Below are 25,687 nucleotides of genomic sequence, written 5' to 3' on the forward strand. Positions count from 1 at the left end.
CACTTCCCCCCGTCCCGCCCGCTCACCGCCGGAACGGCCTTCCCCTGGCTGGGCCCGGGCCCCGCTCCCGCCGTCCCCTTCCACCCCGCGCGTGCCCGTGCGGGGCCCTCCGCAACTCGCCCCGTCCTCCTCATCCACGGCTTCCGCGGCGATCACCACGGCCTCGGGCTCATGGCCCACGAGCTGCGTGCGCACGACGTCTACGTCCCGGACCTGCCAGGATTCGGTCGCACTCCCCCGCCGCCGGACGGGCTGAGCCTCGACGCCTACACCGCCCACATCGCCGCGCTCGCGGAGGCCCTCGCCCAGGACACGGGACAGGCGCCGCTGCTCGTGGGTCACAGCTTCGGATCGATCCTCGCCGCCCACACCTTCGCCGCACACCCGCGGATCTCCCCCGGCCTGGGTCTGCTCAGCCCCATCGTCACACCTGCGCTGGAGGGCTCCGCACGGTTCCTCACCGGGCTCACCCGCCTGTACTACGCCGCCGGCTCCCGCCTGCCCGAGCGCGCGGGAGCGGCCCTGCTCTCCCACCCACTCATCGTCCGGGCCATGAGCGAGGTGATGGCGACGACCCGGGACCGCCGCCTCCGCGCCTACATCCACGACCAACACGCGCAGCACTTCTCCGACTACGCGGACCGGGACTCGCTCGCACAGGCCTATGAGATCTCCATCCGGCACACCGTGGCCGAGGCCGCCCCCGGTCTCGCCGAGGCCGCCCGCCCCGTCCTGCTCGTCGCAGGTGACGCTGACCTCATCGCCCCGATCGCAGACACCCGCGCCTTCGCGGACTCGCTCCGCGCAGCCTCCCTGACGGTGACTGTGGAGGAGCTGCACGGCGTGGGCCACCTGCTCCACTACGAGCGAGCGGCGGAGACGGCGGAGGCGATCTCCGCGTTCGCCCGCCGGCTCCCCGCAGAGCCCTCAGGGGGCTGACAGGAGCCCGCCACTAGGCTGGTGCGCCATGAGGCTCCTCTTCGACGCGCGCTACACCCGCACCCCCCGCCACGACGGCATCTCCCGGTACGGGGCCGGAGTGCTCGCGGGGCTCCTGCGGCTCACCCGTGAGGATCCGGAGGTCCAGGTGAGCGCGCTCGTCTCCGACGAGGAGCAGCTCACCATGCTGCCTGAGGTGGACTGGCACCGCGTCTCCGCACCCACCTCCCCGCGTGAGCCGCTGCTCGCGGCGCAGATCAACCCCCTGCGCCCGGACGTGGTGTGCTCCCCCATGCAGACGATGGGCACCTGGGGCCGGGACTACGGCCTCATCCTCACCCTCCACGACCTCATCTACTACTCCCACCCCACTCCGCCACGGGACATGCCCGCGCCCGTCCGCGGTCTGTGGCGCCTCTACCACCTGGCCTACTGGCCCCAGCGGCTGCTGCTGGACCGCGCGGACGCGGTGGCGACCGTCTCGGAGACCACGGCCTCGCTCATCGCGGAACACCGCCTCACCCGGCGCCCGGTCACCGTCGTGCCCAATGCGGCAGACCCCCTGGCCCCTCCCGCTGCACGCCCCAGCGGTCATGACGCGCGCGCCCTCGTCTACATGGGCTCCTACCTGCCCTACAAGAACGTCGAGACCCTCATCCGCGCGCTCGCGCATCTGCCCGGGTACACACTGCACCTCGTCTCGAGGGCGACGCCGGAGATCGAGGCGCGGCTGCGCGGCCTGGTGCCGGACTGCGCCCGGGTGGTCTTCCACCGAGGCCTCGGCGACGAGGAGTACGCCCGGCTCCTGGACGGCGCCACGGCGCTCGTGAGCGCCTCACGCGCAGAGGGCTTCGGTCTGCCGGTGGTCGAGGCCATGGCCCGCGGTCTGCCCGTGGTCCTCACGGACATGCCCATCTTCCGTGAGATCACGCAGGGAGCGCCCGCGGCACGCTTCTTCGACCCCCAGGCTCCCGCAGATCTCGCCGCACGGGTCCGCGAACTCGAGGACGCCGAGGCCTGGGCCGCCGCCGCGGAGGCCGCCCCCGCACGTGCCGCCGCCTTCTCCTGGGACGACTCCGCCGCCCGGCTCCTCGACCTCGCCCGGGAGGTCCACGCACAGCGTTCACGCGCATGCTGAGACGGAGCCTGCGATCCCGGCGCGAGCGGCGGACGGGGCTGCGCTGAGGGGGTGGGACGCATTCCGCGTCCCACCCCCTCACTCGCCTCCCGGACCGTCGGCCCGCCGCGGCGGATCCTCAGCCCTGTGCGGCGGCCACGGCCTCGGCGCCTCCGCCCCACTGCCGCAGGATCCAGCCGTGCCGGCCCGGTGTGAGGAGCGCGTACGTGGCGTTGGTGAGCACCCCGAGAGTCCCCTTCGCGGAGTCCTCGAAGCCCAGCAGGAGCTCCGCGGCGCCGCGGATGACGGCGCCGTGGGCGACGACCGCCAGCACCCCCTCATCCGGGGTCCGGGTGACGAGGTCCTCGACCGCCGCATGCACGCGGGCGGCCGATTCCCGGCGGCTCTCCCCTCCCGGCGGACGCATGTCCACACCGTCGAGCCAGTCCTGCAGCTCAGCGGGCCAGGTCTCCTTCACCTCGGCACGGGTGAGCCCCTCCCATTCGCCCACCGTGATCTCCCGCAGGCGCTCGTCGAGCTCGACCTCGACCCCCGCCGCGGCCCCCAGGGCGTCCGCCGTCTGCCGGGCACGGGTGAGGTCGGAGGAGACGATGCGCGTGATCGGCTGGGCAGCGGCCAGGTGTGCGCCCACGGCACGCACCTGCGCCGTTCCCAGAGAGTCGAGGGGCACGTCGATCTGGCCCTGGAACCGGCCCTCGGCGTTGAACTCCGTCCGCCCGTGGCGCAGGAGGATCAGTGCGGCGACCACGGCTCAGGCCTCCGCGTCCGGCGCGCCGGCTTCCGCCACCGCCGCGCTGACGTCGATGACGGGGCAGTCCTTCCAGAGGCGCTCGAGCGCGTAGAACTCCCGGTCCTCCTCCGCGAAGACGTGGACGATGAGATCCGCGAAATCGAGCAGCACCCACCTGCCGCTGGCCTGTCCCTCCCTCCGGATCCGCTTGATGCCGTGACGGGTGTGGAGCTCCTCCTCGACCCGGTCGACGATCGCCCTGACCTGACGTTCGGACGGTGCGGAGACGATCACGAAGGCGTCCGTGAGCACGAGCTGCTCACTCACGTCCAGGGCGACGATGTCGGTTCCCAGCCGGTCCGCGGCGGCGAAGGCGGCGGTGCGAGCGAGTGCGATCGATTCGGGTGTGGCGGTCACGGGGTCCTTCCCAGTCGGGCGGGCGCTGCGCGCAACGGCTGCGCGCAGAACGGTGACGGGCGCGGACACCCGCGCCCGTGAGGATCAGAGGAGCAGGAACAGTGCGATGACCACGAGGGCCAGCGCGACGACTCCGGCTGCGCCGAGTGCGATGTAGGGCACCATGGAGCCGCGCTCGCCCACGAGGATCTCCCCGTCCTCGTGGGTGACGGAGCGCGCGCTCATCGGGCCCACGGGCGGCGAGGCGAGCTCCGCGCCCTCGACGTCGTCCGATTCGTCCGGCAGGCCGTCGATGCCCAGACCGCGCCACTGCTCCGCACCCGCGGACAGCCGGCGCTGGCCTGCAGAGGTGCTCGCCGCGCCGCTCGCTCCCCCGGCGGCAGGAGCGCCGCCGTCGGGTCCGACGGCCTGCTCCTCGGCGGGCAGGTCGATGGCATCGATGGGAGTGGTGGGCGGGTCCGCCGGCCCGTCGGCCGGATCCGGGGTGATGGGCAGTGCACCCGTCACCACCCGGATGTTCCCACTGGTGGGCGGCTGGATCACCGGGGTCCGGCGACGAGCGGGCGGGTTCTGGTCGCCGCGCCCCGCCGGCGTGATGACGGCGGTGGAACTCGTCGCGAAGTCCGGGCCGGAGGGCGAGGAGTCGATCCGGCGCTGGGCGAGGTCCGCCAGCGGCTTGTCGTGATGGGCGAAGGCGCTCTGCACGTCGAACAGGGACGACCTGCTCACCCGCGGAGCCTCCACGGCCTCCTCGGCAGGAGCGCCGGCGGACGGCTCGTCTGCCGGCCCCTCCGGAGCGGGCGACACAGCGGCCTCACCGGGGCCGGTGTCCTCCGGACGCGCCGCGTCCTCCGCAGGTGCCTCGTCCTGTTCCGGGGCGGCCTCCTCGACGGAGGGTTCCGCAGCCGCCCACGGGGCAGGGCTCACCGGCGGCGAGCTCACCGGTGCCGGGGACGCCGGCTGCTCCGGCTGTGCGGGGGCCTCGGGCTGTGCGACGGGCTCCGGCTGCTCGGCGGACCCGTGCTGGGCGGCGGCCTCCGGCTGCGCGGGCTGTTCGACGGCCTCCGGCTGTGACTCCGAGACGTCGGGGCGATCTGCCGCCGGTGCAGGAGCGGCGGCCTCCTCGGAGGTTCCGTCCTGCGGCTCCTCCACGGGCTGGGTCCGCTGAGCGGCGCGCTCGGCGAGGACCACGGGGATCGAGGCGGTGGGGATGTCCACCGGAAGACCGTGCTCACGGAGGAACCGCTTGCGCTCTCCCCGCGTGGCGAACGTGGGCAGTTCGAAGTCCTCCGGCGACGGGGCGGGTGCGGCAGGCGCAGGCGGCTCGGACGCGGAGGCCTTGGGCGCAGGCGTCGCGGGCGCTCCCGCCGGAGCGGGGGCCGGAGTCCGGGGAGCAGCCGGCGCCGCCTCGCCGGAGACGGTCACCGGAGGAGCGGACCGCTGCGAACGGATGCGCGGGGACGGAGCGGACTCGGAGTGGGCCGGGGTCACGGACGCGGCCGGCTGTGCCGGGGCCACGGGCTCCTGCTGCGGTGCCGCGCTGGGCTGCGGAGCGACCACCGGCTGCGGCGGTGTGGACGGCTGAGGCGGCGCGGCGGGAACGGACGGTGCCGACTGCGCGGCAGGGGCCTCCGCAGCCTCTGCGGCCTGCTTCGCGCGCTGCTCGGCTTCGCGGCGCTCGCGTCGCGTCATGAACTTCTCAGCCAATGTCACTCCTGTACAAGTTGTACTTCGCGATGTATTGCACGACCCCGTCCGGGACCAGGTACCACACCGGCAGGCCCACCCGCGCCCGCCGTCGGCAGTCCGTCGAGGAGATCGCCAGCGCGGGGATCTGGAGCAGGCTCAGATCGCCCTCCGGCAACCCGTCCCCGCTCAGATCGTGGCCGGGGCGCGAGACCCCCACGAAGTGCGCGAGCGAGAACAGCACGTCCGCATCCTTCCAGGACAGGATCTGCTCCAGCGCGTCCGCACCGGTGATGAAGTACAGATCCGTCTGTTCACCGTACACCTCGCGGAGATCCGTGAGCGTGTCGATGGTGTACGTCTGCCCGCCCCTATCGATGTCCACCCGCGAGACCGTGAACCGGGGGTTGGAGGCGGTGGCGATGACCGTCATGAGGTAGCGGTGCTCCGCCGCCGTGACCCGTGACTCGGACTTCTGCCACGGTCGCCCGGTGGGCACGAAGACCACCTCGTCCAGATCGAACGTCGCGGCGGCTTCGCTCGCCGCGACGAGGTGGCCGTGGTGGATGGGGTCGAATGTACCGCCCATGACGCCCACGCGGCGCGGGCGGGAGGCTGTCTGCTGTGCGTTCACTGCGATGCGAGATCCCTGCGGTCTGCGGCCGGTCAGCTGAGCGCCACCGGCCGCAGGGAACCGTCAGTGACGGTGCGCGATGCCCTTCCAGGACAGCGTGATGACGCCCAGGGTCATGAGCGAGGCGAAGGCGATGAGGCCGAAGGCCAGCGGCGGCATCGGGAGTTCGTGGACGACGTGCACCGTCTCTTCGACAGCGGCGAGGACCTCGGTCTGCATGGTGTTCATCCTTCTGTATGCGTGGAGCGGCTTCTGGCCGCGCCTATTCTCTCACGGTTGTGGGCCTCACGCCCACGGCGGGGTGAACGTGTGCCCTCCCCCACGGTCTCTCAGGACCGGACCTGCCCGCTTCCGCGCATGATCCACTTGGTCGTGGTGAGCGCCTCGAGGCCCATGGGCCCCCGCGCATGCAGCTTCTGCGTGGAGATCCCGACCTCGGCGCCCAGCCCCAGCTGACCGCCGTCCGTGAAGCGGGTCGAGACGTTGACGCCCACCGCGGCGGCGTCCACGGCCTGGACGAACGTCTCCGCATTGGCGAGGTCGTTGGTGACGATCACCTCGGTGTGGCCGGAGGAGTACGCCTGGATGTGCTCGATCGCCTCATCGATGCTCGCGACGAGCTTCACCGCGATCTCGAGTCCCAGGTACTCCTTGGCCCAGTCCCGCCGGGTGACCCGGCGGATCTTCACGCCCTCCGGCGCGAACTCCTCCACGGCGCGGTCCGCACGGATCGTCACGCCCGCCTCGCTGAGCGCAGTGAGGACCTTGGGCAGGACCCGGCGCGCGGCCTTCTCATGGACCAGCAGGTTCTCCAGCGCATTGCAGACGCTGGGCCGGTGCGTCTTCGAGTTGAGCACCAGGTCCGTCGACATCCGCACCGGCGCCGAGGAGTCGAGGAACATGTGCACGTTCCCCACACCGGTCTCGATCACCGGGACGAGGGACTCGTGGACCACGGTGGAGATGAGCTCCGCTCCCCCGCGGGGGATCAGCAGGTCGACGTAGTCACGTGCCTGCATGAGGACCGCCGCCCCTTCGCGGCCGAACTCGTCGATGCTCGCCACGACGTCCTCCGGGAAGCCCGCGGAGGCCACCGCGCCGCGCAGCAGATCGACCAGCAGCGTGTTGGACGACCGGGCGGCGGACCCGCCGCGCAGAACCACGGCATTCCCCGCCTTGAGGGCGAGAGCGGCGATGTCGACCGTCACGTTGGGGCGCGCCTCGTAGATGGCGCCGACGACGCCCATGGGCACCCGCTCCTGCGTCACGCGCATCGCGTTGGGCATCGTCCGGCCCGCGACGACGGTGCCGACGGGATCCGGCAGGCCCACCACCTCGCGCACCGCGCCGGCGATGTCCCGCACCCGTGCCTCCGTGAGGGTGAGGCGGTCGATGAGCGGGGCCTCGGTGCCCTTCTTGTGCGCCGTCTCGATGTCCTCGGCATTGGCCGCGAGGATGTCGTCGACATTGGATTCGAGCGCGAGGGCGATCGCCTCGAGCGCTGCGTCCTTCTGCTGCGAGGAGGCCTGCGCGAGTGCGCTCGAGGCCTGCTTCGCGGCTGCGACGATGCGGGTCACGCCCCGTGTGGCGCGAACGCTGGGTTCGGTAGTCGTCATATCTCCGCTTTCTCGAAGACCGCTTCGGTGAGGACCAGGTCGTTCCGGTGGATGACCTCTCTACGGTAGTCGGCACCGAGCCGGTCGCCCAACTCCTCTGAGGACATCCCGCACATCTGCGGGAGCTCCTCGGCGGAGAAGTTCACGATGCCGCGGGCCACGAGCGTGCCGTCGGTCCCGCGGACGTCGACGGGATCGCCGGCCTCGAAGTCGCCGCTCACGCCCGTCACCCCCACGGCCAGCAGCGAGGTGCCGCGGCGGGAGACCGCACGCACGGCGCCGTCGTCGATCGTGACGGTGCCCATCGTCCGCGCCAGATGGGCGAGCCAGAGGAGCCGGGTGGCGCGCCTGCGATGGGTGATGCCGAAGGCCGTGCCCCGCTCGCCGCCGCGCAGGGCGTCCTCGATGTGCGGGGTGGAGGTGAGGATCGTGGGGATGCCGGAGTCCGCTGCCATGGTCGCCGCCTGGACCTTCGTCACCATGCCCCCGGAGCCGATCCCGGCGGCGCCGATCCCGCCGATGCTCAGCGCCTCGAGGTCACCGGGCCCGCTCACGAAGGAGACCCGCTGGCTGCCCGCGCGCTCCGGCGGAGCGGTCAGCAGCGCTTCCACGTCGGAGAGGAGGATGAGCGCATCGGCGTGCGCGAGGTGCGCGACGAGCGCCGCGAGCCGGTCGTTGTCGCCGAACCGGATCTCATGCGTGGCCACCGCGTCGTTCTCGTTGACGACCGGCATCATGCCCAGCGAGATCATCCGATCGAGCGCCCGCTGCGCGTTCCGGTAGTGGGTGCGGCGGATGAGATCGTCGGCGGTGAGCAGAACCTGCGCCGGGACGAGGCCGTAGTCGCGCAGACCGAAGGTGTACGCGGCCATGAGCAGACTCTGTCCCACCCCCGCGGCCGCCTGCTGCGTGGCGAGGTCGCGCGGCCGGCGGTCGAGGCCCATGGGCTCCAGACCGGCGGCGATCGCACCCGAGGACACGAGGATGACCTCGCGCCCGCCCGCACGATGGGCGCCGAGCGCGGAGGCGATCCGCCGCACCCGGTCGTGGTCGAGACCGCCCTCCACCGTCGTCAGCGAGGACGAGCCGACCTTCACCACCACGCGCCGGGCGTCACGGACCCGCGCCCGCGCCTCGGCTTCCGCGCTCATCGTTCGCCCTCGGCGGCCTGCTGCGCGCGCTTCTCGGCCAGACGCTCCTCCTCGAACTCCGCCCGGGTCGCTGCCTTGGCGTCCATGCGGTCGTGGAAGGCGGCCTTGCGCTCCTTGCGGGTCGCGCGCCCGGACTCGTCCAGGCGCAGATCCGTGCCGCGGGAGCCCAGCAGCTCCGCGCCGCCCACCATGGTGGGGTCCCAGTCGAAGACGACGCCGTCGTCCGGGCCGATCACCACGGTGTCGCCGGGAACCGCGCCCGCGCGGAAGAGCTCCTGCTCGACCCCCAGACGCTCGAGGCGGTCGCCCAGGTAGCCGACGGCCTCGTCGTTGGAGAAGTCCGTCTGCAGCACCCAGCGCTCCGGCTTGGCGCCGAGCACCCGGAAGACCGGGCCCTCCGCGTCGTGCTCCGCGACGACGGAGAAGCCCCTGTCGTCGACGGCGCGCGGGCGCAGGACGATCCGCTCGCGCACCTCGGGCTGCGACTCCCGGCGCGTGCGCTCCGCCTCGACGAGCTCGGCCATCGCGAAGGACAACTCGCGGAGGCCGGTGCGCGCGACCGCGGAGACTTCGAAGACCCGGTAGCCGGCCTCCTCGAGCTCCGGACGGACCAGGGCGGCGAGCTCCCGGCCGTCGGGGTCGTCGACCTTGTTGAGCGCCACGAGCGCGGGACGCTCGTCCAGCGGGAGCAGATCGCCCCCGTGGGCGATGTCGACCGCGTACTGCGCGAGCTCCTCCTCGATGGCCCGGAGGTCTCCCACGGGGTCACGGGAGGTGTCCCAGGTCGAGAGGTCCACCACGTGCACCAGTGCGGCGCACCGCTCCACGTGACGCAGGAACTCCAGACCGAGGCCCTTGCCGTGAGCCGCGCCCGGGATGAGACCCGGCACGTCTGCCACGGTGAAGCGCGTCCCTCCCGCCTCGACGACGCCCAGATTGGGCACGAGCGTCGTGAAGGGGTAGTCGGCGATCTTGGGACGCGCCGCGGAGAGCGCCGCGATGAGGCTGGACTTGCCCGCGGAGGGGAAGCCGACGAGCGCGATGTCCGCCATCGTCTTCACCTCGAGGACGATGTCCCGCCGCTCACCGGGCAGACCCAGCAGCGCGAAGCCCGGCGCCTTGCGCTTGGTCGAGGCCAGCGCGGCATTGCCGAGGCCGCCGCGGCCGCCCTCCGCCGCCACGAAGCGCGTGCCCGCGCCCACGAGATCGGCCAGGATCTCGCCGTCCGTGGACTTCACGACGGTGCCCTCCGGCACGGGCAGCACGAGGTCCTCCCCGTCCGCGCCGTGGCGCAGGTCGCCCCGGCCGATCCCTCCGTTGTCCGCGCTCCGGTGGGGACTCCGGTGGTAGGGCAGCAGCGTCGTCGTCTGCTCGTCGACCACCAGCACGATGCTGCCGCCGTTGCCGCCGTTCGCGCCGTCCGGCCCGCCGAGCGGCTTGAACTTCTCACGCCGGACGGACACACAGCCGTCGCCGCCGTCGCCTCCTGCGACGTGCAGAGTGACGCGGTCGATGAACTCAGTGGCCATGGTCTCCTCGCGGACTCTCAGCGCGGGCGCGGCTGAGACGGATGGTCCCACCGGTGCGGCGGGAGAAGGGGTGGGGCAGACGACAGAAGGATACGCGAGCGGGGCGAGTCGAAACCGACTCGCCCCGCTCTCGCATGCGTGCGGCTGATGCTCAGCCAGCGACGATGTTGACGACCTTGCGGCCGCCCTTGGCACCGAACTCGACGGTGCCCGCGGACAGCGCGAACAGCGTGTCGTCGCCGCCGCGGCCCACGTTCGAGCCGGGGTGGAAGCGGGTGCCGCGCTGGCGGACCAGGATCTCACCGGCATTCACGAGCTGACCGCCGAAGCGCTTGACGCCCAGGCGCTGAGCGTTGGAGTCGCGGCCGTTCTTGCTGGAGCTGACGCCCTTCTTGCTTGCCATACGCTTGTCTCCTTAACTTGGGTCGCTCAGGCGATTCCGGTGATCTTCAGACGGGTGAGCTCCTGGCGGTGGCCCTGGCGCTTCTTGTAGCCCGTCTTGTTCTTGTACTTCTGGATCACGATCTTGGGGCCGCGGCGCTCGTTCAGCACCTCGGCGGACACGGAGATCTTCGCAAGCGCATCTGCGTCCGTGGTCACGGCGTCGCCGTCCACGTGGAGCACTGCGGGGAGCTCGACGGGATCGCCGGCCTCTGCCTTGATGCGGTTGACGGTGATGACGTCGCCGACGCTGACCTTCTCCTGGTGGCCGCCGACACGAACGATGGCATAGACCATGTACGTCCCCTTCTGCTCCTGCGCACAGCACTGCGCCGCGCGTCTTCGATGATGTTCGGACCGGGCGATTCCCACCTTGGCTCCTCGGGGCGCGCGACCGGGAAAGTCGCGGTGCGCCCGCCAGTACCCATTACGAGGGGGAATCTGCCCGCATGCCCTGAAGGCACCGACGCATTACTCTACCGCACGCACGCCCGCGGATCAAAGGCCGCGCGGAGCGGTGTCCTCGCTCACACTCCCTCGACCGCGCTCCGGACCGTGCGCCGGGGTCAGCCCCGCTCGGCCTCGCCGGCGATCCGCTCGTGGTGCCGGATGACCTCCGCGACGATGAACGCGAGGAACTTCTCCGCGAACTCCGGGTCCAGGTGGGACTCCTCCGCGAGCGCCCGCAGACGCTCGACCTGCAGCGCCTCCCGGGAGGGGTCGGCGGGGGGCAGCGAGCGCTCCGCCTTGAGCCTCCCCACCCGCTCCGTGAGCTTGAAGCGCTCGGCGAGCACGTGGATGAGGACGGAGTCGAGGTTGTCGATGCTCGCCCGCAACGCGGCGAGCTCCTCGGGAACGTCTGCTGCCATGCCTCGCCCTTCTGCACGTGTCTCCGATCGTCGGCTCAAGAATACACAGCGGGTGCGGGCCGGACCTCCGGCGGCCGGCATCCGGCCGGCAGGCGACAGGCCCTGCGGCACTGCACCCCCGCACACGGCGGAGCGCGCACCCCGGACACGCCGGGACGCGCGCTCGGAGCCGCGCAGAAGGGAGGCCTCAGGCGTTGCCCTGCTCCTGACGGATGCGGGCGAGGTCCGCCTCGTCCCCGGCCCCCAGCTCGTGGAGGCGACCGGACTTCCTGTCCGCGAGGTACTCCTTCATCTCCTTCTTCACCACCGGCATGAGGAGGTACAGGCCGAGGATGTTGACGAAGGCGCAGCAGAACAGCGCGGCATCGGCGAAGTCGACGATGGTGCCGAACGAGGCGATGCAGCCGATCACGATGAACGCCATGAGGATGAGGCGGAACAGCGTGTCGGTCGCCTTCCTGCGGCCGAACAGATAGTGCCAGGCCTTCTCCCCGTAGTACGCCCAGGTGATGAGCGTCGAGATCGCGAAGAGCATGGCGGCGATCGCCAGCAGGATGGGCCACCAGTCCGTGATGGTCGAGAACGCCGAGGAGACGAGCGTGATGCCATCCGGTGCCTGCCCCGTCTCCTGGAAGTACGCGCGCCCCTCGTCGTAGGCGACGCCTCCGGCGATGACGACGGTGAGAGCGGACATGAGGCAGATGACCACGGTGTCGAGGAACGGCTCGAGGAGGGCGACGAACCCCTCGGAGACCGGACGCCGCGTCTTCACCGCCGAATGCGCGATGGGCGCGGAGCCGACGCCGGCCTCGTTGGAGAAGGCCGCACGCTGGAAGCCCACGATCATCGTGCCGATGAGGCCGCCCAGACCGGCCTCGAGCGAGAACGCCCCGGAGAGGATCTCGCCGAGGGCCGGCAGGATGTGCTCGGCGTTGCCGCCGATCACGATGAGGCAGGAGACGACATAGAAGATCCCCATGGCGGGAACGAGCTTGTCCGTCACACGTCCGATGGACTTGATGCCGCCGATGATGACGAGACCGACCACGGCCGCGATGACGAGACCCATGAAGAGACCGCCCAGCGGGCCGGCGAGGACGCTGCCGTCGCCGCCCGTGACATCACGCAGCTGCACGGCCGTCTGGTTGGCCTGGAACATGCCGCCGCCGGCCACTCCGAAGAGCAGGATCGCGATCGCGAAGAATCCGGTGAGCGCCTTGGCCACGGGGGAGCTGAAGCGGGCGAAGGCGATCGGCAGGTACTTGAAGGGCCCGCCGTTGACGACCCCGTCCTCGTCGATCTGCCGGTACTTCACGCCCAGCGTGCACTCGACGAACTTGGTGCACATGCCGAGCAGACCCGCCACCATCATCCAGAACGCGGCACCGGGACCACCCATTGCGAGCGCTGCGCCGACGCCGGCGATGTTGCCCATGCCCACGGTGCCCGAGACGGCCGAGGTGAGCGCCTGGAAGTGTGTGACCTCACCGGGGTCGCGGGGGTTCGAGTACTTGCCGCGCACCACTTCGAGCGCGACCTTGAAGCCGCGGAACTGGATGAAGCCGAAGTAGATGCTGAAGATCAGGGCGCCGGCGATCAGCCAGACGACGATGATGGGGAAGTGGCCCACCTGGAAGAAGACGACGTTGGAGAATCCGGTCACCACCGGATCGAGGACGCCGTTGACCGCCTCCTCGATCCGGTTGACCTGCTCCTGCCCTGCGGGTTGCGCAAGGAAGGCTGTGCTCAGTTGTGTGTTCATGACGTTCGACCGTAGCGGTGAGGGGCGTCACATTCGGACGGATGGGTGATCTGGATCACTGTCGTTATCGAATCGTGACATATTGGCCGCGGAGATTCGACCGCGTCGAACGAGCGGCCGATTCCCCGAACGCTCCACCGAAGCCCGCAACGTCTCCCGAACGGAGCGGAGGGCGGGAGCGACGCTCCGCTCCCACCCTCCGCAGTCTCTCCTGCCGCTCCTCCCCCACCCCACGGGGCGGGGGAGGCGGAGGACCCGTCAGCCCTCGGCGGAGACGATCAGTCCTCCATGCCGAAGAGGAGTATCGGCGTTGCCGGGGCCTTGGGCGCCTGCTCCTTCTCCTCCACCGGGGCCGGAGCCTCCTTCACCGCCGGGGCCTTCTTCGCCGGGGCCTTCTTCCGCGGAGCGCGCTGCACGCTCGTGGTGGCATCGGCACCGATCATGAGCGGCGCCGGGCCGGAGGGTTCGGGCAGAGGTGCCGGCTCCTGCGCGGCCTTCTCCGCCGCGGGCTCCTGCTCGGCCGCCTCCGCCGGCTTCGTCTCCTGGACCTGCCCGGCCTCGCCGCCGGAGCCTGCGGCCTCCGGCAGAGCCGTCGAGTCACGGCGACCGCGCGACCGGCGGCTGCGCGAGCGCTTGCGCGGGGTCGCACCGTCCTGCGCGTCCGCAGCCGCACCCTGTCCGTCCGCAGCGGGTTCCGCCGCAGACGACCCCTTCCCACCGGACTTCACGTCCCCGTCCGCGCGGCCGTCCTCGGGATCCCCGGGCTTCTCCTCCTGCTTGAGGGTCGCCTTCGCGATCGCGGCGACGGCGTTCCGGGACTGCTCGGTCCGTTCGTCGGCCTCCGGCGTCTCCTGCTGAGAGCCGCCCTGCTCCGCGTTCTGACCACGCCCCTTCTTCCGGGACCTGCGCTCCTGCCGGTCCCCCTTCTCACTGCGGCCGCCGCCCTGTGCCTCGCCGGGCTCCGTGCCCGGCAGCAGGAGGCCGCGACCGGAGAGGTCCTCCCCCGCCGCCACGAGCGACTCGGCCAGCCCGGTGCCGATCCGCTTGCGCGTCATCTGCACGAGCCCCAGCGAGGTCACCTCGGCGACCTGATGCCGCGTGCGGTCCCTCGAGAGGCACTCCACCAGCCTGCGCGTGACGAGGTCACGGTTGGCCTCGAGGACCATGTCGATGAAGTCGACGACGATGATGCCGCCGATGTCGCGGAGCCGGAGCTGGCGGATGACCTCCTCGGCCGCCTCCAGGTTGTTCTTGGTGACGGTCTCCTCGAGATTCCCGCCGGAACCGGTGAACTTGCCGGTGTTGACGTCGATGACCGTCATCGCCTCGGTCCGGTCGATGACGAGCGAACCGCCGGAGGGCAGATTCACCTTCCGGTTCAGCGCCTTCTCGATCTGCTCGCTCACCCGGAAATGGTCGAAGATGTCCGTGCCCTCGGCAGCGGGCGATTCCGTCTCCGTGCCCGGCGCACCGTAGCGGCTCACGCGCTCCAGGAGATCCGGGGCCACCGCCTCGACGTACTCGTGGATGGTGTCCCAGGCCCCGTCACCGTCGATGACGAGGCTGTCGAAGTCCTCGTTGAAGACGTCGCGGATGATGCGCACGATCATGTCCGGCTCGCTGTAGAGCAGCTTGGGCGCGCCGGTCTTGGGTGCGGTCGACTTATTGCTGATCGACTCCCAGCGCTTGGAGAGCCGCTCGACGTCCCGGCGGAGCTCCTCATCCGAGGCTCCCTCGGAGGCGGTGCGCACGATCACGCCGGCGTCCGCGGGCAGGATCTCCTTGAGGAGCTTCTTCAGGCGGGCGCGCTCGTTGTCCGGCAGCTTGCGGCTGATGCCGGTCATGGAGTTCCCGGGGATGTACACGAGGAAGCGGCCGGGAAGCGAGATCTGGCTCGTCAGCCGGGCACCCTTGTGGCCCACCGGGTCCTTCGTCACCTGGACCAGCACGGGATCGCCGGAGCTCAGCGCCTGCTCGATCCGGTGCGGCTTGCCGTTCATGCCGAGCGCGTCCCAGTTCACCTCGCCGGCGTAGAGCACCGCATTGCGGCCCTTGCCGATGTCGATGAATGCCGCCTCCATCGAGGGCAGCACGTTCTGGACCTTGCCCAGGTACACGTTGCCGATCAGGGAGGCCTGTGCCTTGTGCTCGCTGAGGTAGTGCTCCACGGCAATGCCGTCCTCGAGCACGACGAGCTGAGTGCGTCCGGCTGTCTCACGGACGAGCATGGTGCGCGTGACCGACTCGCGGCGCGCGAGGAACTCCGCCTCGGTGAGCAGCGGACGCCGGCGACCGGCCTCACGGCCCTCACGGCGGCGCTGCCGCTTGGCCTCGAGCCGGGTGGAACCCTTGACGCCGGTGACCTCGTCCTCCGAGGAACCGCTCTCCTTGCGGGAGCCGCGTGCCCGCCGCCGGCGCCGGCGGCGGGAGCCCTCGTCGTCCGCGTCCTCGCCGGAGTCCGCCTCCGCGGAGGCGTCTCCCCCCTCGGACCGCGCGGAACGGTCGCCGCCGGCGGCCCCTGCGGCCTCGCCGGAGCGGTTCCCGCCGCCGTCCGCCTCGCGGTCTGCGGACTCGCCGCCCTTGCGGTCCTGCCTGCGGTCGTCCTTGCCGTCCTGCGCGGCCCCGCCGTCGCCGGACTCACCGCCCTTGGCATCGGCTCCGCCCTTGGCGTCGCCTCCGCGACGGCGCCGGCCCCTGCCGCGGCCGCGCCTGTCGCCGTCCTCGCCCGAGTCCTCGTCCGCCGCCTCGTCGCGGCCGTCGGAATCTCCCGGGTCCTGGGACTCTCCGGAACGGCGTCCGCCGTTCGTCGTCTCGTCGTCCCCGGCCTCGGCATCGCGTCCCCGGCCGCGCGAACGCCGGCCGCGCCCACCGCGCCGGCGCCGCGAACGGCCGCGGTCCTCGTCGTCGCCGGAGCGCTCATCGTCGCCGGCGCTCTCGTCCTCGGATCCGTCGCCGCCGTCCTCAGCGGGCTCCTCGTCGTCGTAGTCGTCGTCCTCGTCGTCGAACCACTCCGGCTCGACCGGCTGCGCGAGGTCCTCCTGCGGGGGCTGGAACAGCAGACCGCCGCCGGCAGGAGCCGCCACCGGCGTGAAGACCCCGGTCCCGGAGTCCGCGAAGTGCGAGAAGGGGTTGGAGACGCTCACCGCCGGTGCCGGCGCCGTCTCCTCCGTGCCAGGCTCCTCCTCAGCGGAGTCGTCCTCGTCCGCGTCGTGGGTGTCTGCGATGTAGGACTCGAAGACCAGCCCGCGATTGGCGACCGAGGCGCGGGCGGACTTGGGGGCGGGACGCTCAGCCGGCTGCGCCTCGGGCTCCGCGGGAGCCTGCGGTGAGTCGTCGCGGAGATGGGCGGCCGCCTCTGCGATGTCGTCGAGGAGGGCCTTGGCCTCCGGGCGGGAGTCCGCTCCGGTCCCCTCCTCCGCCTGGCGGCGGGAGGCGCGGAGCGATTCGAGATCTGCGAGGATGCCGGCCGTCGGGTCGAGACGGCCGTCGTCTGAAGTGGACATGCGGTGGTTCTCCTGTTCGCGGCGACGGCGCCACACCTGCCCCGTCCCACGGTGTTCGGCTGTGCCCGCACGCCTGCGGCGGGCATCGAAACCTGCGGTGCGCGTCAGCCACGTGAGGCTCGCGCAGTGCGCGCGGCGGCCTGTGGCGTCCCGCTTCTGCTTGGCGACCGGCTGGGGATGTCAGCGCCGGAGGGCACGCAGCTCAGCTCGGTGGAAGCGGACGAACGATCCGGGTGTGGTCGGATCTGCACCGCTCACAGTATGTCACAGCAGGCGTCCGCCCGGGGGCTCACGGGCTTTGCACAGGCTGTCCGCACCCTGGCATCCTTCTCAGCGTGAGCACCGATCCCGAAATCAGCCGGCCCTGGTTCGTCCGCAGCGTGCCCCTGGGCGTCCTGCTCCTCGTCACGGGAGCGGTGGGGCTGCTCTCCGCCTTCGAACTCTCGATCGACAAGATCCGCCTGCTGCGCGATGCGGATGCGGCGCTGTCCTGCGACCTCAACCCGTTCTTCTCCTGCAGCAGCGTCATGGTCTACCCGCAGTCGGAGATCTTCGGCTTCCCCAACCAGTTCCTGGGCATCGGCGCGTTCGCCGTCCCCGTCCTGCTGGGTGCGCTCCTCATGGCCCGCACCCCCCTGCCGCGGTGGGCGCTGGTGGGCCTGAACATCGGCCTGGCCGGCGGGGTCGTCATGGTCACCTACCTGCAGTACGCCTCCCTCTTCGAGATCGGCGCCGGCTGCCCGTGGTGCATGGTCGTCTGGGCCGTCACCATCCTCCAGTTCTGCGTCGTCACGGCACACAACGTGCGCACGGGGGCCTTCGGCGCCGGGCTCCGCGACCACGCCGTCACCCGGGTGCTCTCCGGCATGCCCGTGCTGCTGGCCTGCCTCTGGATGTTCGTCATCGCGGCCGTCGTCCTCGTGCAGTTCTGGACGTTCTTCAGCACACAGCTCTAATCCGCCGCCGTGCTCGGTGCCGGGCCCGCCTCAGCGGCCGGGGAACCAGATGTCGATCTCGCGCTCCGCCGACTCGACCGAGTCCGAGCCGTGCACGATGTTCTTCTGCACCTTCTCGCCCCAGTCACGGCCGAGGTCGCCGCGGATGGTGCCGGGCGCCGCCGTCGTGGGATCGGTCGTCCCGGCCAGCGAGCGGAAGCCCGCGATCACGCCGTCGCCGGAGGCGATCACCGCGAGCACCGGGCCGGAGGACATGAAGTCCACGAGCGGCTGGTAGAAGGGCTTGCCCTCGTGTTCGGCGTAGTGGGCGGCGAGCTGCTCCGCCGTGGCGTTCACCAGCTCCACGCCCTCGAGGACGTAGCCCTTCCGCTCGATCCGAGCGAGCACCTCGCCGGAGAGGCCGCGGGCCACTCCGTCCGGCTTGACGAGGATGAGGGTGCGTTCGGTCATGACTCTCCTAGAGGTTCGTTCACTGCTGCGACGGGCCGGTGGGACCGACCGCTCCGCACACGATTCTAGACGGGGCCGGCCCTGTCACTCGCCGCGGGCGGTCTTCTCCCGGTCGACCCTTCGTCCCCGGGTGGAATCTGCGCCCCGTCACTCGCCGCGGGCGGTCTTCTCCCGGTCGATCCTTCTCCCCCAGTAGACGCCCACCGCCCACATCGTCCCGAACACCACCGCGACCACCACCATCGCCGGCTGGACGATGCCCATCGCCAGCAGGAGCACCTGACCGATCCACCCCAGCAGGATGCCCGGCCGGTTCTGGCCCCGCCTCCTCGGCAGCGTGGCCGCCGCGGCGATGAGCAGGACCGCGATGCCGCTGAGCACCGCGATGAACGCGCCGAAGCCCATCAGCTCCGGCCGCAGGCCGAAGCCGGTGAGACCGGCGAAGTAGAGGCACAGCACCTCGCTCACGAGGACCGTCCCGCAGAGCACGGGCAGCTGGGACCTGGGGGCGGATGCGCCGCCCGCGCTCACGAGGCGTCACCCCGGTGCAGCAGCACGCGGGCCTCGGCCACGGTGAGGAGCGATCCGGTGACCACGATCCCCGAGCGCGCCTGATCACCGCTGCGGGACTCCGCGAGATCGGCGAGGTCGATCGCACGCATGAGCGCGTCCTTGACGGTGGGCGCAAGCGTCACGTCGTCCGGATCGAACCACTCCCGAGCGGCCTTCGCCAGCTCCTCCGGGTCCATCGCACGCTCGCTCAGCGCCTGCGTCACCACCACCCGGTCCGCGAACCGGCTCACGTGCTCGAGCACTCCGTGCGGGTCCTTGTCCGCGAACATGCCGAGCACGGCGGTGGTGTCCGTGAGATCGAACGCCTCCTCCATGGCCGCTGCCAGGACAGCCGCCCCCGCCGGATTGTGCGCGCCGTCCACCAGGATCGTCGGCTCGGCCTTGAGCACCTCCAGCCGCCCCGGACTCGTCATCGCGGCGAAGGCGTCCGTCACAGGCTCCGCCCCGAGGGGACGCTCGCCTCCCGTGAGGAAGGCCTCCGCGATCGCCAGCGCGACGGCGGCGTTGTGCGCCTGGTGCTCACCGTGCAGCGGCAGGAAGAGCTCCGGGTAGTCACCGCCGATCCCGCGGATGCTCACCAGCTGGCCGTCCACGGCGAGGCTGCGCTCGTAGAGGCCGAACCCCTGGTCCTCGAGCCAGGCCGTCACGCCGCGGCGGCTCACCTCCTCGGCGAGCGCGGCGGCGGCGTCCTCCTCCGGCTGGGCGGCGATGACGGCGAAGGGCGCGGGTGCCGGCGACGGATCCACGTTCCGGTCGAGGATCCCCGCCTTGGTCCGCGCGATCTCCCCCGGGGTCTCCCCCAGGAACGCCTGATGGTCGAGGCCCACAGCGGTGAAGCCGCAGACCTGGGCATCGACGACGTTGGTGGAGTCCCACTCGCCGCCCATGCCCACCTCGAGGACCATGACGTCCACCGGTGCGTCCGCGAAGACGGCGAGCGCGAGGACGGTGAGGGCCTCGAAGAACGTGAGCGGCGCGCGCTCCTCGGCGGCCAGCTGCGCGTCGACGATCTCGAGGAACGGCGCGATCTCGTCGTACACGCGCACGAAGTCCTGGATCGCCACCTCCTCGCCGTCCACGCTGATCCGCTCCGTCACCCGGGTGAGGTGCGGGCTCGTGAAGCGCCCCACCCGCAGATCGTGGGCGGTCAGCAGCGTGTCGACCATGCGGGCGGTCGAGGTCTTGCCGTTGGTGCCCGTGAGCATGATGGCCGGCGCCGCGGTGTGGATGTCGCCCAGCAGTTCGCATGCCCGCCGGGTGGCGTCCAGCCGCAGCTCCACGAGGGTCTCCCCCGCACGGGCCAGCAGAGCGGCGTACACCCGTGCGAGGGCCTCGGCGTGCGGGGACTCCGCGGAAGCGGCGGCGTTTCCGGCTGCGGAGACGTCCCCGGCGCTCATGCGCGCACCGCCTCCGCATCGAGCCGGACGACCCGGACGCGCGCGTCGCCGCCCAGCTCCTCCGTCGCGAACACCCCGGCCGCGGCCTCGGCGGCAGGGGCCTCGGCCGCAGGAGCGACTGTGAGCTCGCGGGCGAGGGTCTCCCCTGCGACGAGGTCCCGGTGGGTCTCGAGTGCCGCTCGCGTGCGGTCATCGGCCCAGACGGTCACGCTGATGCGATCGGTCACCGCGAGGTCGAGCTGCTTGCGCACACCCTGGACCGCGCGGACGGCGTCACGCGCGGTCCCCTCCGCCCGCAGCTCCTCCGTGACAGAGGTGTCCAGAGCGATGAAGCCGCCCTCCACAGTCGCGAGCACCTGCGACTCGCTCGCGGACTCCGCGATCTCCTCGAGCGTGTACTCGCCCTCGACCAGCTCGATGCCGCCGGCGGTGACCACACCGGCCTCGGCGGACCAATCACCGGACTTGGAGCCACGGATGGCGAACTGCACGTCCTTGCCCAGGCGCGGGCCGGCGGCACGGGCGTTGACCGTGAGCCTGCGCTCGAACACGAAGCCGGCCTCGCGGGCCTGGGCGGAGGTGAGCACGCGGACGCTCTTGACGTTGAGCTCGTCGGCGATGATTTCCGTGAACTCCGCACCCAGCTCCATGTCCGTCACCAGGACCAGCTCCGCCAGCGGCAGGCGCACGCGCAGACCCTTGGCCTTGCGCAGCGCGGAGCCGGCGGAGCAGACGGTGCGGGTGAAGTCCATCGCGTCGACGAGGCCCTGGTCCGCGGGGAAGGCCTCCGCGCGGGGGAAGTCCTCGAGGTGCACGGACCGGCGGCCCGTGAGGGACTTGAAGATCTCCTCCGCGGCGAACGGCAGCAGGGGCGCGATCGCGGTGAGGGTGGCCTCGAAGGCCGTCGCGAAGACGTCGAACGTCTCGTGCGTGTCCGGGGTGCCGTCCCAGAACCGGCGGCGCGAACGGCGCACGTACCAGTTGGTGAGCATGTCGATGTGGCTCTGGGTGAGCGCGCAGGCGCCCCAGATGTCATAGGAGTCCATCCGCGCCTGGAAGGCGTCGAGGAACTCGCGCGTCTTCGCCACGAGGTAGCGGTCGAGCACCTGGGAGGACTCCAGCGAGGCCTGGGCCTCGTACCCGGTCCCCGGCCCCGCCGGCCCGTCGGCCGTGTTGGCGTAGGTGGCGAAGAACTGCCAGGCGTTCCACAGCGGCAGCAGCACCTGGCGCACGCCGTCGCGGATCCCCTGTTCCGTGACGACGAGGTTGCCGCCGCGCAGGATGGGGCTGGACATGAGGAACCACCGCATGGCGTCGGAGCCGTCGCGGTCGAACACCTCGTTGACGTCCGGGTAGTTCCGCAGGCTCTTGGACATCTTCTGCCCGTCCGCGCCCAGCACGATGCCGTGGCAGATGACGTCGCGGAACGCGGGCTTGCCGAACAGCGCGGCGGCGAGGATGTGCAGCGTGTAGAACCAGCCGCGCGTCTGCCCGATGTACTCGACGATGAAGTCCGCCGGGTAGTGGCTCTCGAACCAGTCCGCGTTCTCGAACGGGTAGTGCACCTGGCCGTACGGCATGGAGCCGGAGTCGAACCAGACGTCGAGGATGTCGCTCACACGGCGCATGGTCGACTTCCCCGTGGGGTCGTCCGGGTTGGGCCGGGTGAGCTCGTCGATGTAGGGGCGGTGGAGGTTGGGCTCCCCGTCCGGTCCGGTGGGCAGCCTGCCGAAGTCCCGCTCCAGCTCCGCGAACGAGCCGTAGACGTCCGTGCGCGGGTGTGCGGGGTCGTCGGAGACCCACACCGGCACGGGCGAGCCCCAGAAGCGGTTGCGGGTGATCGACCAGTCGCGGGCGTTCTCCAGCCACTTGCCGAACTGGCCGTGCTTGACGTTGCCCGGCACCCAGGTGATGTCCTCATTGGTCGCGAGCATCGTCTCCTTGATCTTCGTCACGGAGACGAACCAGGAGGACACCGCGCGGTAGATGAGGGGGTTCCGGCAGCGCCAGCAGTGCGGGTAGGAGTGCTCGTAGGTCTCGTGGCGCACGAGCAGCGCGGAGCGGCCGGCGAGCGGGCCGGTGTGGTGCTTGAGGTCCGCGATGATCGCCTTGTTGGCCTCGAACACCTGCTGGCCGGCGTAGTCCGGCACCTGGGAGTCGAAGCGGCCGGCGTCGTCCACGGGGCGGGCGGCGGTGATGCCGTAGGTGTCCGTGAGCTCCTTGTCCTCCTCACCGAACGCGGGCGACTGGTGGACGATGCCGGTGCCGTCGTCCGTCGTGACGAAGGGCGCCGCGAGGATGGTGTGCGTCTTCTCGCCCCAGCGCTCCTGCTGGTCCTCGAAGTACGGGAAGGGCGGCTCGTAGCGCAGGCCGAGCAGCTGCTCACCAGTGTAGGAGGCGACGATCTCCGGGTTCTCGCCCAGCTCGCGGGCGTAGGCGCCCAGACGGGCCTCGGCGAACAGGAGGGTCTTCCCGGCCAGCTCGCCGGCGGAGTGCTCCGGATCCGGTGTGACGGCGACGTAGTCGACCTCCGGGTTCACGGCCATCGCCTGGTTGGACGGCACGGTCCACGGCGTGGTGGTCCAGATGACGGCCCAGACCTCGCGGTCCTCCAGCCCGGCGGGCTTGTCCAGCAGCCGGTAGCCGATCGACACCGCCGGGTCCTGCCGGGACTTGTAGACATCGTCGTCCATGCGCAGCTCGTGGTTGGACAGCGGCGTCTCGTCCGACCAGCAGTAGGGCAGCACGCGGTAGCCCTCGTAGATGAGGCCCTTGTCGTACAGGGTCTTGAACACCCAGAGGACGGACTCCATGAAGGTGGGGTTGAGGGTCTTGTAGTCGTTCTCGAAGTCGACCCAGCGGCCCATGCGGTTGACGTAGGCCTGCCACTCGTCCGTGTAGCGCAGGACGGATTCGCGGGCGGCGTCGTTGAACCTGTCGATCCCCATCTCGAGGATCTCGTCCTTGGTCTTGAGCCCCAGCTGCTTCATGGACTCGAGCTCCGCGGGCAGCCCGTGCGTGTCCCAGCCGAACCGGCGCTCGACCTTCTTCCCGCGCATCGTCTGGTAGCGCGGCACCACGTCCTTGACGTAGCTGGTGAGCAGGTGGCCGTAGTGCGGCAGGCCGTTGGCGAAGGGGGGTCCGTCGTAGAAGACGAACTCGTTCTCGCCGTTCTCGCCTGCGTCACGGGACTCCACACTGGCGCGGAAGGTGTCGTCCGCGTCCCAGAAGTCCAGGATCCGCCGCTCGAGCTCCGGGAAGGAGGGCGCGGCGCTCAGCCCGAAGGCCGAGCCCTGCTTGGGGTAGATGTTCTCGCTCATGAGCGTCCTTTTGTGCGCGGGCCGGGCACCTCACGCGGCGTCCGACCCTGTTTACGGTCGTCTCCCGTGCGAGGACGACGGCGCAGGAAGCGCTGCCGCGGTACCACCCCGCTTATCCGCCCTGTCCGCACTCCCCGGAGCGGGGATCGCGTGCCGGCGGATCGCTCATTCGGCTGTGACGGGCCTGCCCGTCCGGTTCTACTGAGCCGCTGGGCCGTTCTTCCGGATGCTCCCCGGTGATGGCCGGATCGACGCACCGACGATGATACCGCACCGCTCCCCCGCACGGACCGCGGCCCGCTGGACACGACGGCTAGCCTGGGACGCACACGCACCGACCCGGGAGGAACCCCATGTCCCACGTCACCAGCAGGCTCTCAGCAGAGGGCGAGTGCGTCGTCGCAATCGCCCAGGTCACCGCGGCCGGCTCCGTCGACGCCGCCTGGGAGGCCGTCGCGACGGGAGAGGGCGTGGGCGCCTGGTTCGTCCCCGCAGTCGTGGGCACGGCACCCGGCGAGGAGTTCACCACGCGGCACGGGGACTTCGGTGATTCCCACGGCACGCTCACCGCGTTCGAGGCTCCGCACAGGCTCGCATACGTGGAGAACGAACCCGAGCTGCCGGAGTGGCACACCGAGGTGACGGTCGAGGCCCTGCCCGCCGGCCCGGACGGCGCGGAGCAGGTCAGGGTCACGCTGACCTCGGGATTCCCCGAGGACGGTGCCGCCCACGCAGATGTCGTCGAGTCCACCCTGCCGGGCTGGCACGGCGCGCTCACGAACCTCGGCGAGTACCTCGAGCACTTCGCCCCCGCAGCCACGAGCCAGCTGCTCGTGCAGCGGGAGCGCACTGCCGGGCGCGGAGAGGACTCACCCGCCGCGGCGGCCTCGGGCCTGGCAGGTGAGCCGGGCACCGTCGCCGAGGCCGTGGTGGGCGGGACGGGCGAGGAGAGCGCGAGCGTCCGCGTCGCCGGGACGGTTCTCGCCTGTGAGGACGATGTGGTCTCACTGCGGCTCACGGACCCGTGCCCGGGGCTCCTCGAGGTCGGCGAGTTCACCTACGGGGACTCGCGTCACGTGATGGTGCGCGGCTACCTCTACGGCGAGGAGGGCGCAGCGGCGCTGGCTCCGCTCACCGCGGCCTGGCAGGAGTGGGTGGACGCACGCTGCGGGTGAGGCTTCCGCACGCACCGTTCAGAACGTGATCTCCTCCGGCGGCGGGAACTCCGTCCACAGGTGCCCCTCCTCGCAGATCGGGGCCAGCTCCATGCAGCCGGGGACACCGTCGTCCACGAACAGCAGGAGCTGCGCGTTCTCCGCGGCGGCCTCCAGGATGATCCGCTCACGGAAGTCACCGGGCCCGCCCCGATCGTCCCGGCGCGGATCATCCGCGCGGTCCCGCGGACGCATCCCCACCGTGGGGCACGTGCCGCACCCGCACTCGTGGGTGACCACCGCCTCGGCGAGATGCTCCTCCCACCGTGTCCGCTGCGCGGCCGTGAGGGACTCCGGCCGCTCCCATGCGACCTCCTGCTCAGCCGTGAAGCCGGCCCGGTCCGCGGCCTCCGGCGAGGGCGTGGCGCGGCGGATCAGGGCGAGGGCGACCTCGCGCTCCCGCTCCGTCAGCTCCCTCGGCACGGGAGCCTCAGAGTCCCTGGTTGCGCGCCACCTTGTGCTGCGCCGCCTGGGCGATGGGCCGGATGACCATGAGGTCCACGTTGAAGTGGTGCGGCCGGGTGAGGGTCCAGACGACGGCGTCGGCGCAGTCATCCGCCGTGAGCGGCTTCTCCACGCCGGCGTAGACCTTGTCCGCGGCCTCCTGCGAGCCCAGCCGCTTGCGGGAGAACTCCTCCGTGGCGACCATCCCGGGAGCGATCTCGATGACGCGCACCGGCTTGCCCGCGAGCTCCAGCCGCAGCGTCGCCGCCACGGTGTGCGCTCCGTGCTTCGAGGCGACGTAGCCCCCGCCGCCCTCGTAGACGATGTGACCGGCGGTGGACGACATCACGACGATGTCCCCGCGCCCGCTCTCCACCAGTGCGGGCAGCAGCGCCTTCACGCAGCGCACCACGCCCAGCACGTTGAGGTCGAACATCCCGGCCCAGTCCTCAGGATCCGAGTCCGCGACCTCGTCCTGTCCGTAGGCGGCCCCCGCATTGGCGACGAGGGAGTTGACCGGGCCTCCGGCGAGCACCTGCTCCGCCATCGCCGTCACGGACTCGTCCGAGGTCATGTCCGCCACGATGAATTCGCAGCCGGTCTCCTCCGCGAGCGCGCGGAGCTCCTCCTCGCGCCTGGCGACCGCGACGACGTCCCACCCCTGCGCACGCAGGCGGCGGACGGTGGCGGCGCCCATTCCCGAGCTGGCTCCTGTGACGACGGCGCGGAGAGCGGTCATGAGTTCCTCCTGAGGGAGTGGTTCTGCGGTTCGCCCCCACTGTAACGGAGGTCACCCGTCCCGCACTCCGGACCCCGCTGATCCGCCGTCGCACTCCTGCACGCGGACACGCGGCGACCGCCGCTAGTCTGGGCGCATGACCTCCGCCGCACACTCCGATGCCCGCCCCGCCGGTCCAC

General features: G+C 71.3%; 23 protein-coding genes. 4 read left to right on the forward strand and 19 right to left on the reverse strand.

Features of this window, described 5'->3' with window-relative positions:
• The coding region (locus Q0A33_RS05220) for an alpha/beta fold hydrolase (protein WP_363316536.1) at positions 1–939 on the forward strand (939 nt) is incomplete at its 5' end.
• 28 nt (positions 940–967) lie between these two features.
• Positions 968–2,077, forward strand: a complete 1,110-nt coding sequence (locus Q0A33_RS05225) for a glycosyltransferase family 1 protein (protein WP_291794139.1) — start codon at positions 968–970, stop codon at positions 2,075–2,077.
• A 118-nt stretch (positions 2,078–2,195) separates the two neighbouring features.
• Here Q0A33_RS05225 and Q0A33_RS05230 read toward each other — a convergent pair whose 3' ends face one another.
• The 13 genes from Q0A33_RS05230 to Q0A33_RS05290 form a co-directional block, all read right to left on the reverse strand.
• Positions 2,196–2,825: a histidine phosphatase family protein gene (locus Q0A33_RS05230; RefSeq protein ID WP_291794141.1), complete on the reverse strand. Its 630-nt coding sequence runs from the start codon at positions 2,823–2,825 to the stop codon at positions 2,196–2,198.
• Between the two features lie 3 nt (positions 2,826–2,828).
• On the reverse strand, positions 2,829–3,224 hold the full coding sequence (gene rsfS / locus Q0A33_RS05235; RefSeq protein ID WP_291794143.1) for a ribosome silencing factor: 396 nt from the start codon (positions 3,222–3,224) through the stop codon (positions 2,829–2,831).
• Between the two features lie 84 nt (positions 3,225–3,308).
• Positions 3,309–4,931: a hypothetical protein gene (locus Q0A33_RS05240; protein WP_291794145.1), complete on the reverse strand. Its 1,623-nt coding sequence runs from the start codon at positions 4,929–4,931 to the stop codon at positions 3,309–3,311.
• Positions 4,924–5,544, reverse strand: a complete 621-nt coding sequence (gene nadD, locus Q0A33_RS05245; protein ID WP_291794147.1) for a nicotinate-nucleotide adenylyltransferase — start codon at positions 5,542–5,544, stop codon at positions 4,924–4,926. The genes Q0A33_RS05240 and nadD overlap by 8 nt, the downstream gene beginning before the upstream one ends.
• A 63-nt stretch (positions 5,545–5,607) precedes the next feature.
• Positions 5,608–5,763, reverse strand: coding sequence for a hypothetical protein (locus Q0A33_RS05250; RefSeq protein ID WP_291794149.1), 156 nt, complete (start codon positions 5,761–5,763; stop codon positions 5,608–5,610).
• A 110-nt stretch (positions 5,764–5,873) separates the two neighbouring features.
• The gene (locus Q0A33_RS05255) at positions 5,874–7,160 is read right to left on the reverse strand and encodes a glutamate-5-semialdehyde dehydrogenase (RefSeq protein WP_291794151.1); all 1,287 of its coding nucleotides are present in this window, start codon (positions 7,158–7,160) and stop codon (positions 5,874–5,876) included.
• Positions 7,157–8,311 (reverse strand): glutamate 5-kinase, encoded by a 1,155-nt coding sequence (gene proB, locus Q0A33_RS05260; protein ID WP_291794153.1) that lies wholly within the window; start codon positions 8,309–8,311, stop codon positions 7,157–7,159. The genes Q0A33_RS05255 and proB overlap by 4 nt, the downstream gene beginning before the upstream one ends.
• Complete coding sequence (obgE, locus tag Q0A33_RS05265) at positions 8,308–9,840, reverse strand: GTPase ObgE (RefSeq protein ID WP_291794155.1); 1,533 nt, start codon at positions 9,838–9,840, stop codon at positions 8,308–8,310. The genes proB and obgE overlap by 4 nt, the downstream gene beginning before the upstream one ends.
• A gap of 151 nt (positions 9,841–9,991) precedes the next feature.
• Positions 9,992–10,243 carry a 50S ribosomal protein L27 gene (gene rpmA, locus Q0A33_RS05270; protein WP_029088797.1) on the reverse strand — a complete coding sequence of 84 codons (252 nt, stop codon included), beginning with the start codon at positions 10,241–10,243 and terminating at the stop codon, positions 9,992–9,994.
• A gap of 26 nt (positions 10,244–10,269) precedes the next feature.
• Positions 10,270–10,578 carry a 50S ribosomal protein L21 gene (gene rplU / locus Q0A33_RS05275; protein WP_291794158.1) on the reverse strand — a complete coding sequence of 103 codons (309 nt, stop codon included), beginning with the start codon at positions 10,576–10,578 and terminating at the stop codon, positions 10,270–10,272.
• Between the two features lie 269 nt (positions 10,579–10,847).
• On the reverse strand, positions 10,848–11,150 hold the full coding sequence (locus Q0A33_RS05280; RefSeq protein ID WP_291794160.1) for a chorismate mutase: 303 nt from the start codon (positions 11,148–11,150) through the stop codon (positions 10,848–10,850).
• Between the two features lie 187 nt (positions 11,151–11,337).
• Positions 11,338–12,912 carry an alanine/glycine:cation symporter family protein gene (locus tag Q0A33_RS05285; protein WP_291794162.1) on the reverse strand — a complete coding sequence of 525 codons (1,575 nt, stop codon included), beginning with the start codon at positions 12,910–12,912 and terminating at the stop codon, positions 11,338–11,340.
• Between the two features lie 278 nt (positions 12,913–13,190).
• Positions 13,191–16,415 (reverse strand): Rne/Rng family ribonuclease, encoded by a 3,225-nt coding sequence (locus Q0A33_RS05290; RefSeq protein WP_291794163.1) that lies wholly within the window; start codon positions 16,413–16,415, stop codon positions 13,191–13,193.
• A 335-nt stretch (positions 16,416–16,750) separates the two neighbouring features.
• On the opposite strand from Q0A33_RS05290, the gene Q0A33_RS05295 reads away from it, so the two are divergent.
• Positions 16,751–17,371, forward strand: coding sequence for a vitamin K epoxide reductase family protein (locus tag Q0A33_RS05295; protein ID WP_291794164.1), 621 nt, complete (start codon positions 16,751–16,753; stop codon positions 17,369–17,371).
• A gap of 30 nt (positions 17,372–17,401) precedes the next feature.
• Here the strand turns inward: Q0A33_RS05295 and ndk are convergent, their stop codons facing one another.
• From ndk to ileS, 4 genes are all read right to left on the reverse strand, one after another.
• Positions 17,402–17,821 carry a nucleoside-diphosphate kinase gene (ndk, locus tag Q0A33_RS05300; RefSeq protein WP_291794165.1) on the reverse strand — a complete coding sequence of 140 codons (420 nt, stop codon included), beginning with the start codon at positions 17,819–17,821 and terminating at the stop codon, positions 17,402–17,404.
• Positions 17,822–17,968: 147 nt separating this feature from the next.
• A complete protein-coding gene (locus Q0A33_RS05305) occupies positions 17,969–18,352 on the reverse strand; it encodes a DUF4233 domain-containing protein (protein ID WP_291794167.1) in 384 nt (127 codons plus the stop codon).
• Positions 18,349–19,791 (reverse strand): Mur ligase family protein, encoded by a 1,443-nt coding sequence (locus tag Q0A33_RS05310; protein ID WP_291794169.1) that lies wholly within the window; start codon positions 19,789–19,791, stop codon positions 18,349–18,351. Before Q0A33_RS05310 ends, Q0A33_RS05305 begins: the two co-directional genes overlap by 4 nt.
• Positions 19,788–23,111, reverse strand: coding sequence for an isoleucine--tRNA ligase (ileS, locus tag Q0A33_RS05315; protein ID WP_291794171.1), 3,324 nt, complete (start codon positions 23,109–23,111; stop codon positions 19,788–19,790). Before ileS ends, Q0A33_RS05310 begins: the two co-directional genes overlap by 4 nt.
• 353 nt (positions 23,112–23,464) lie before the next feature.
• On the opposite strand from ileS, the gene Q0A33_RS05320 reads away from it, so the two are divergent.
• Complete coding sequence (locus Q0A33_RS05320; RefSeq protein WP_291794173.1) at positions 23,465–24,286, forward strand: SRPBCC domain-containing protein; 822 nt, start codon at positions 23,465–23,467, stop codon at positions 24,284–24,286.
• Between the two features lie 18 nt (positions 24,287–24,304).
• Here Q0A33_RS05320 and Q0A33_RS05325 read toward each other — a convergent pair whose 3' ends face one another.
• Positions 24,305–24,748, reverse strand: a complete 444-nt coding sequence (locus Q0A33_RS05325) for a hypothetical protein (protein WP_291794175.1) — start codon at positions 24,746–24,748, stop codon at positions 24,305–24,307.
• A gap of 7 nt (positions 24,749–24,755) precedes the next feature.
• On the reverse strand, positions 24,756–25,508 hold the full coding sequence (locus Q0A33_RS05330; RefSeq protein ID WP_291794177.1) for an SDR family oxidoreductase: 753 nt from the start codon (positions 25,506–25,508) through the stop codon (positions 24,756–24,758).
• Positions 25,509–25,687: the final 179 nt, after the last annotated feature.

The sequence above is a fragment of the Brevibacterium sp. genome (assembly GCF_022712115.1).
Lineage (GTDB): Bacteria > Actinomycetota > Actinomycetes > Actinomycetales > Brevibacteriaceae > Brevibacterium > Brevibacterium salitolerans.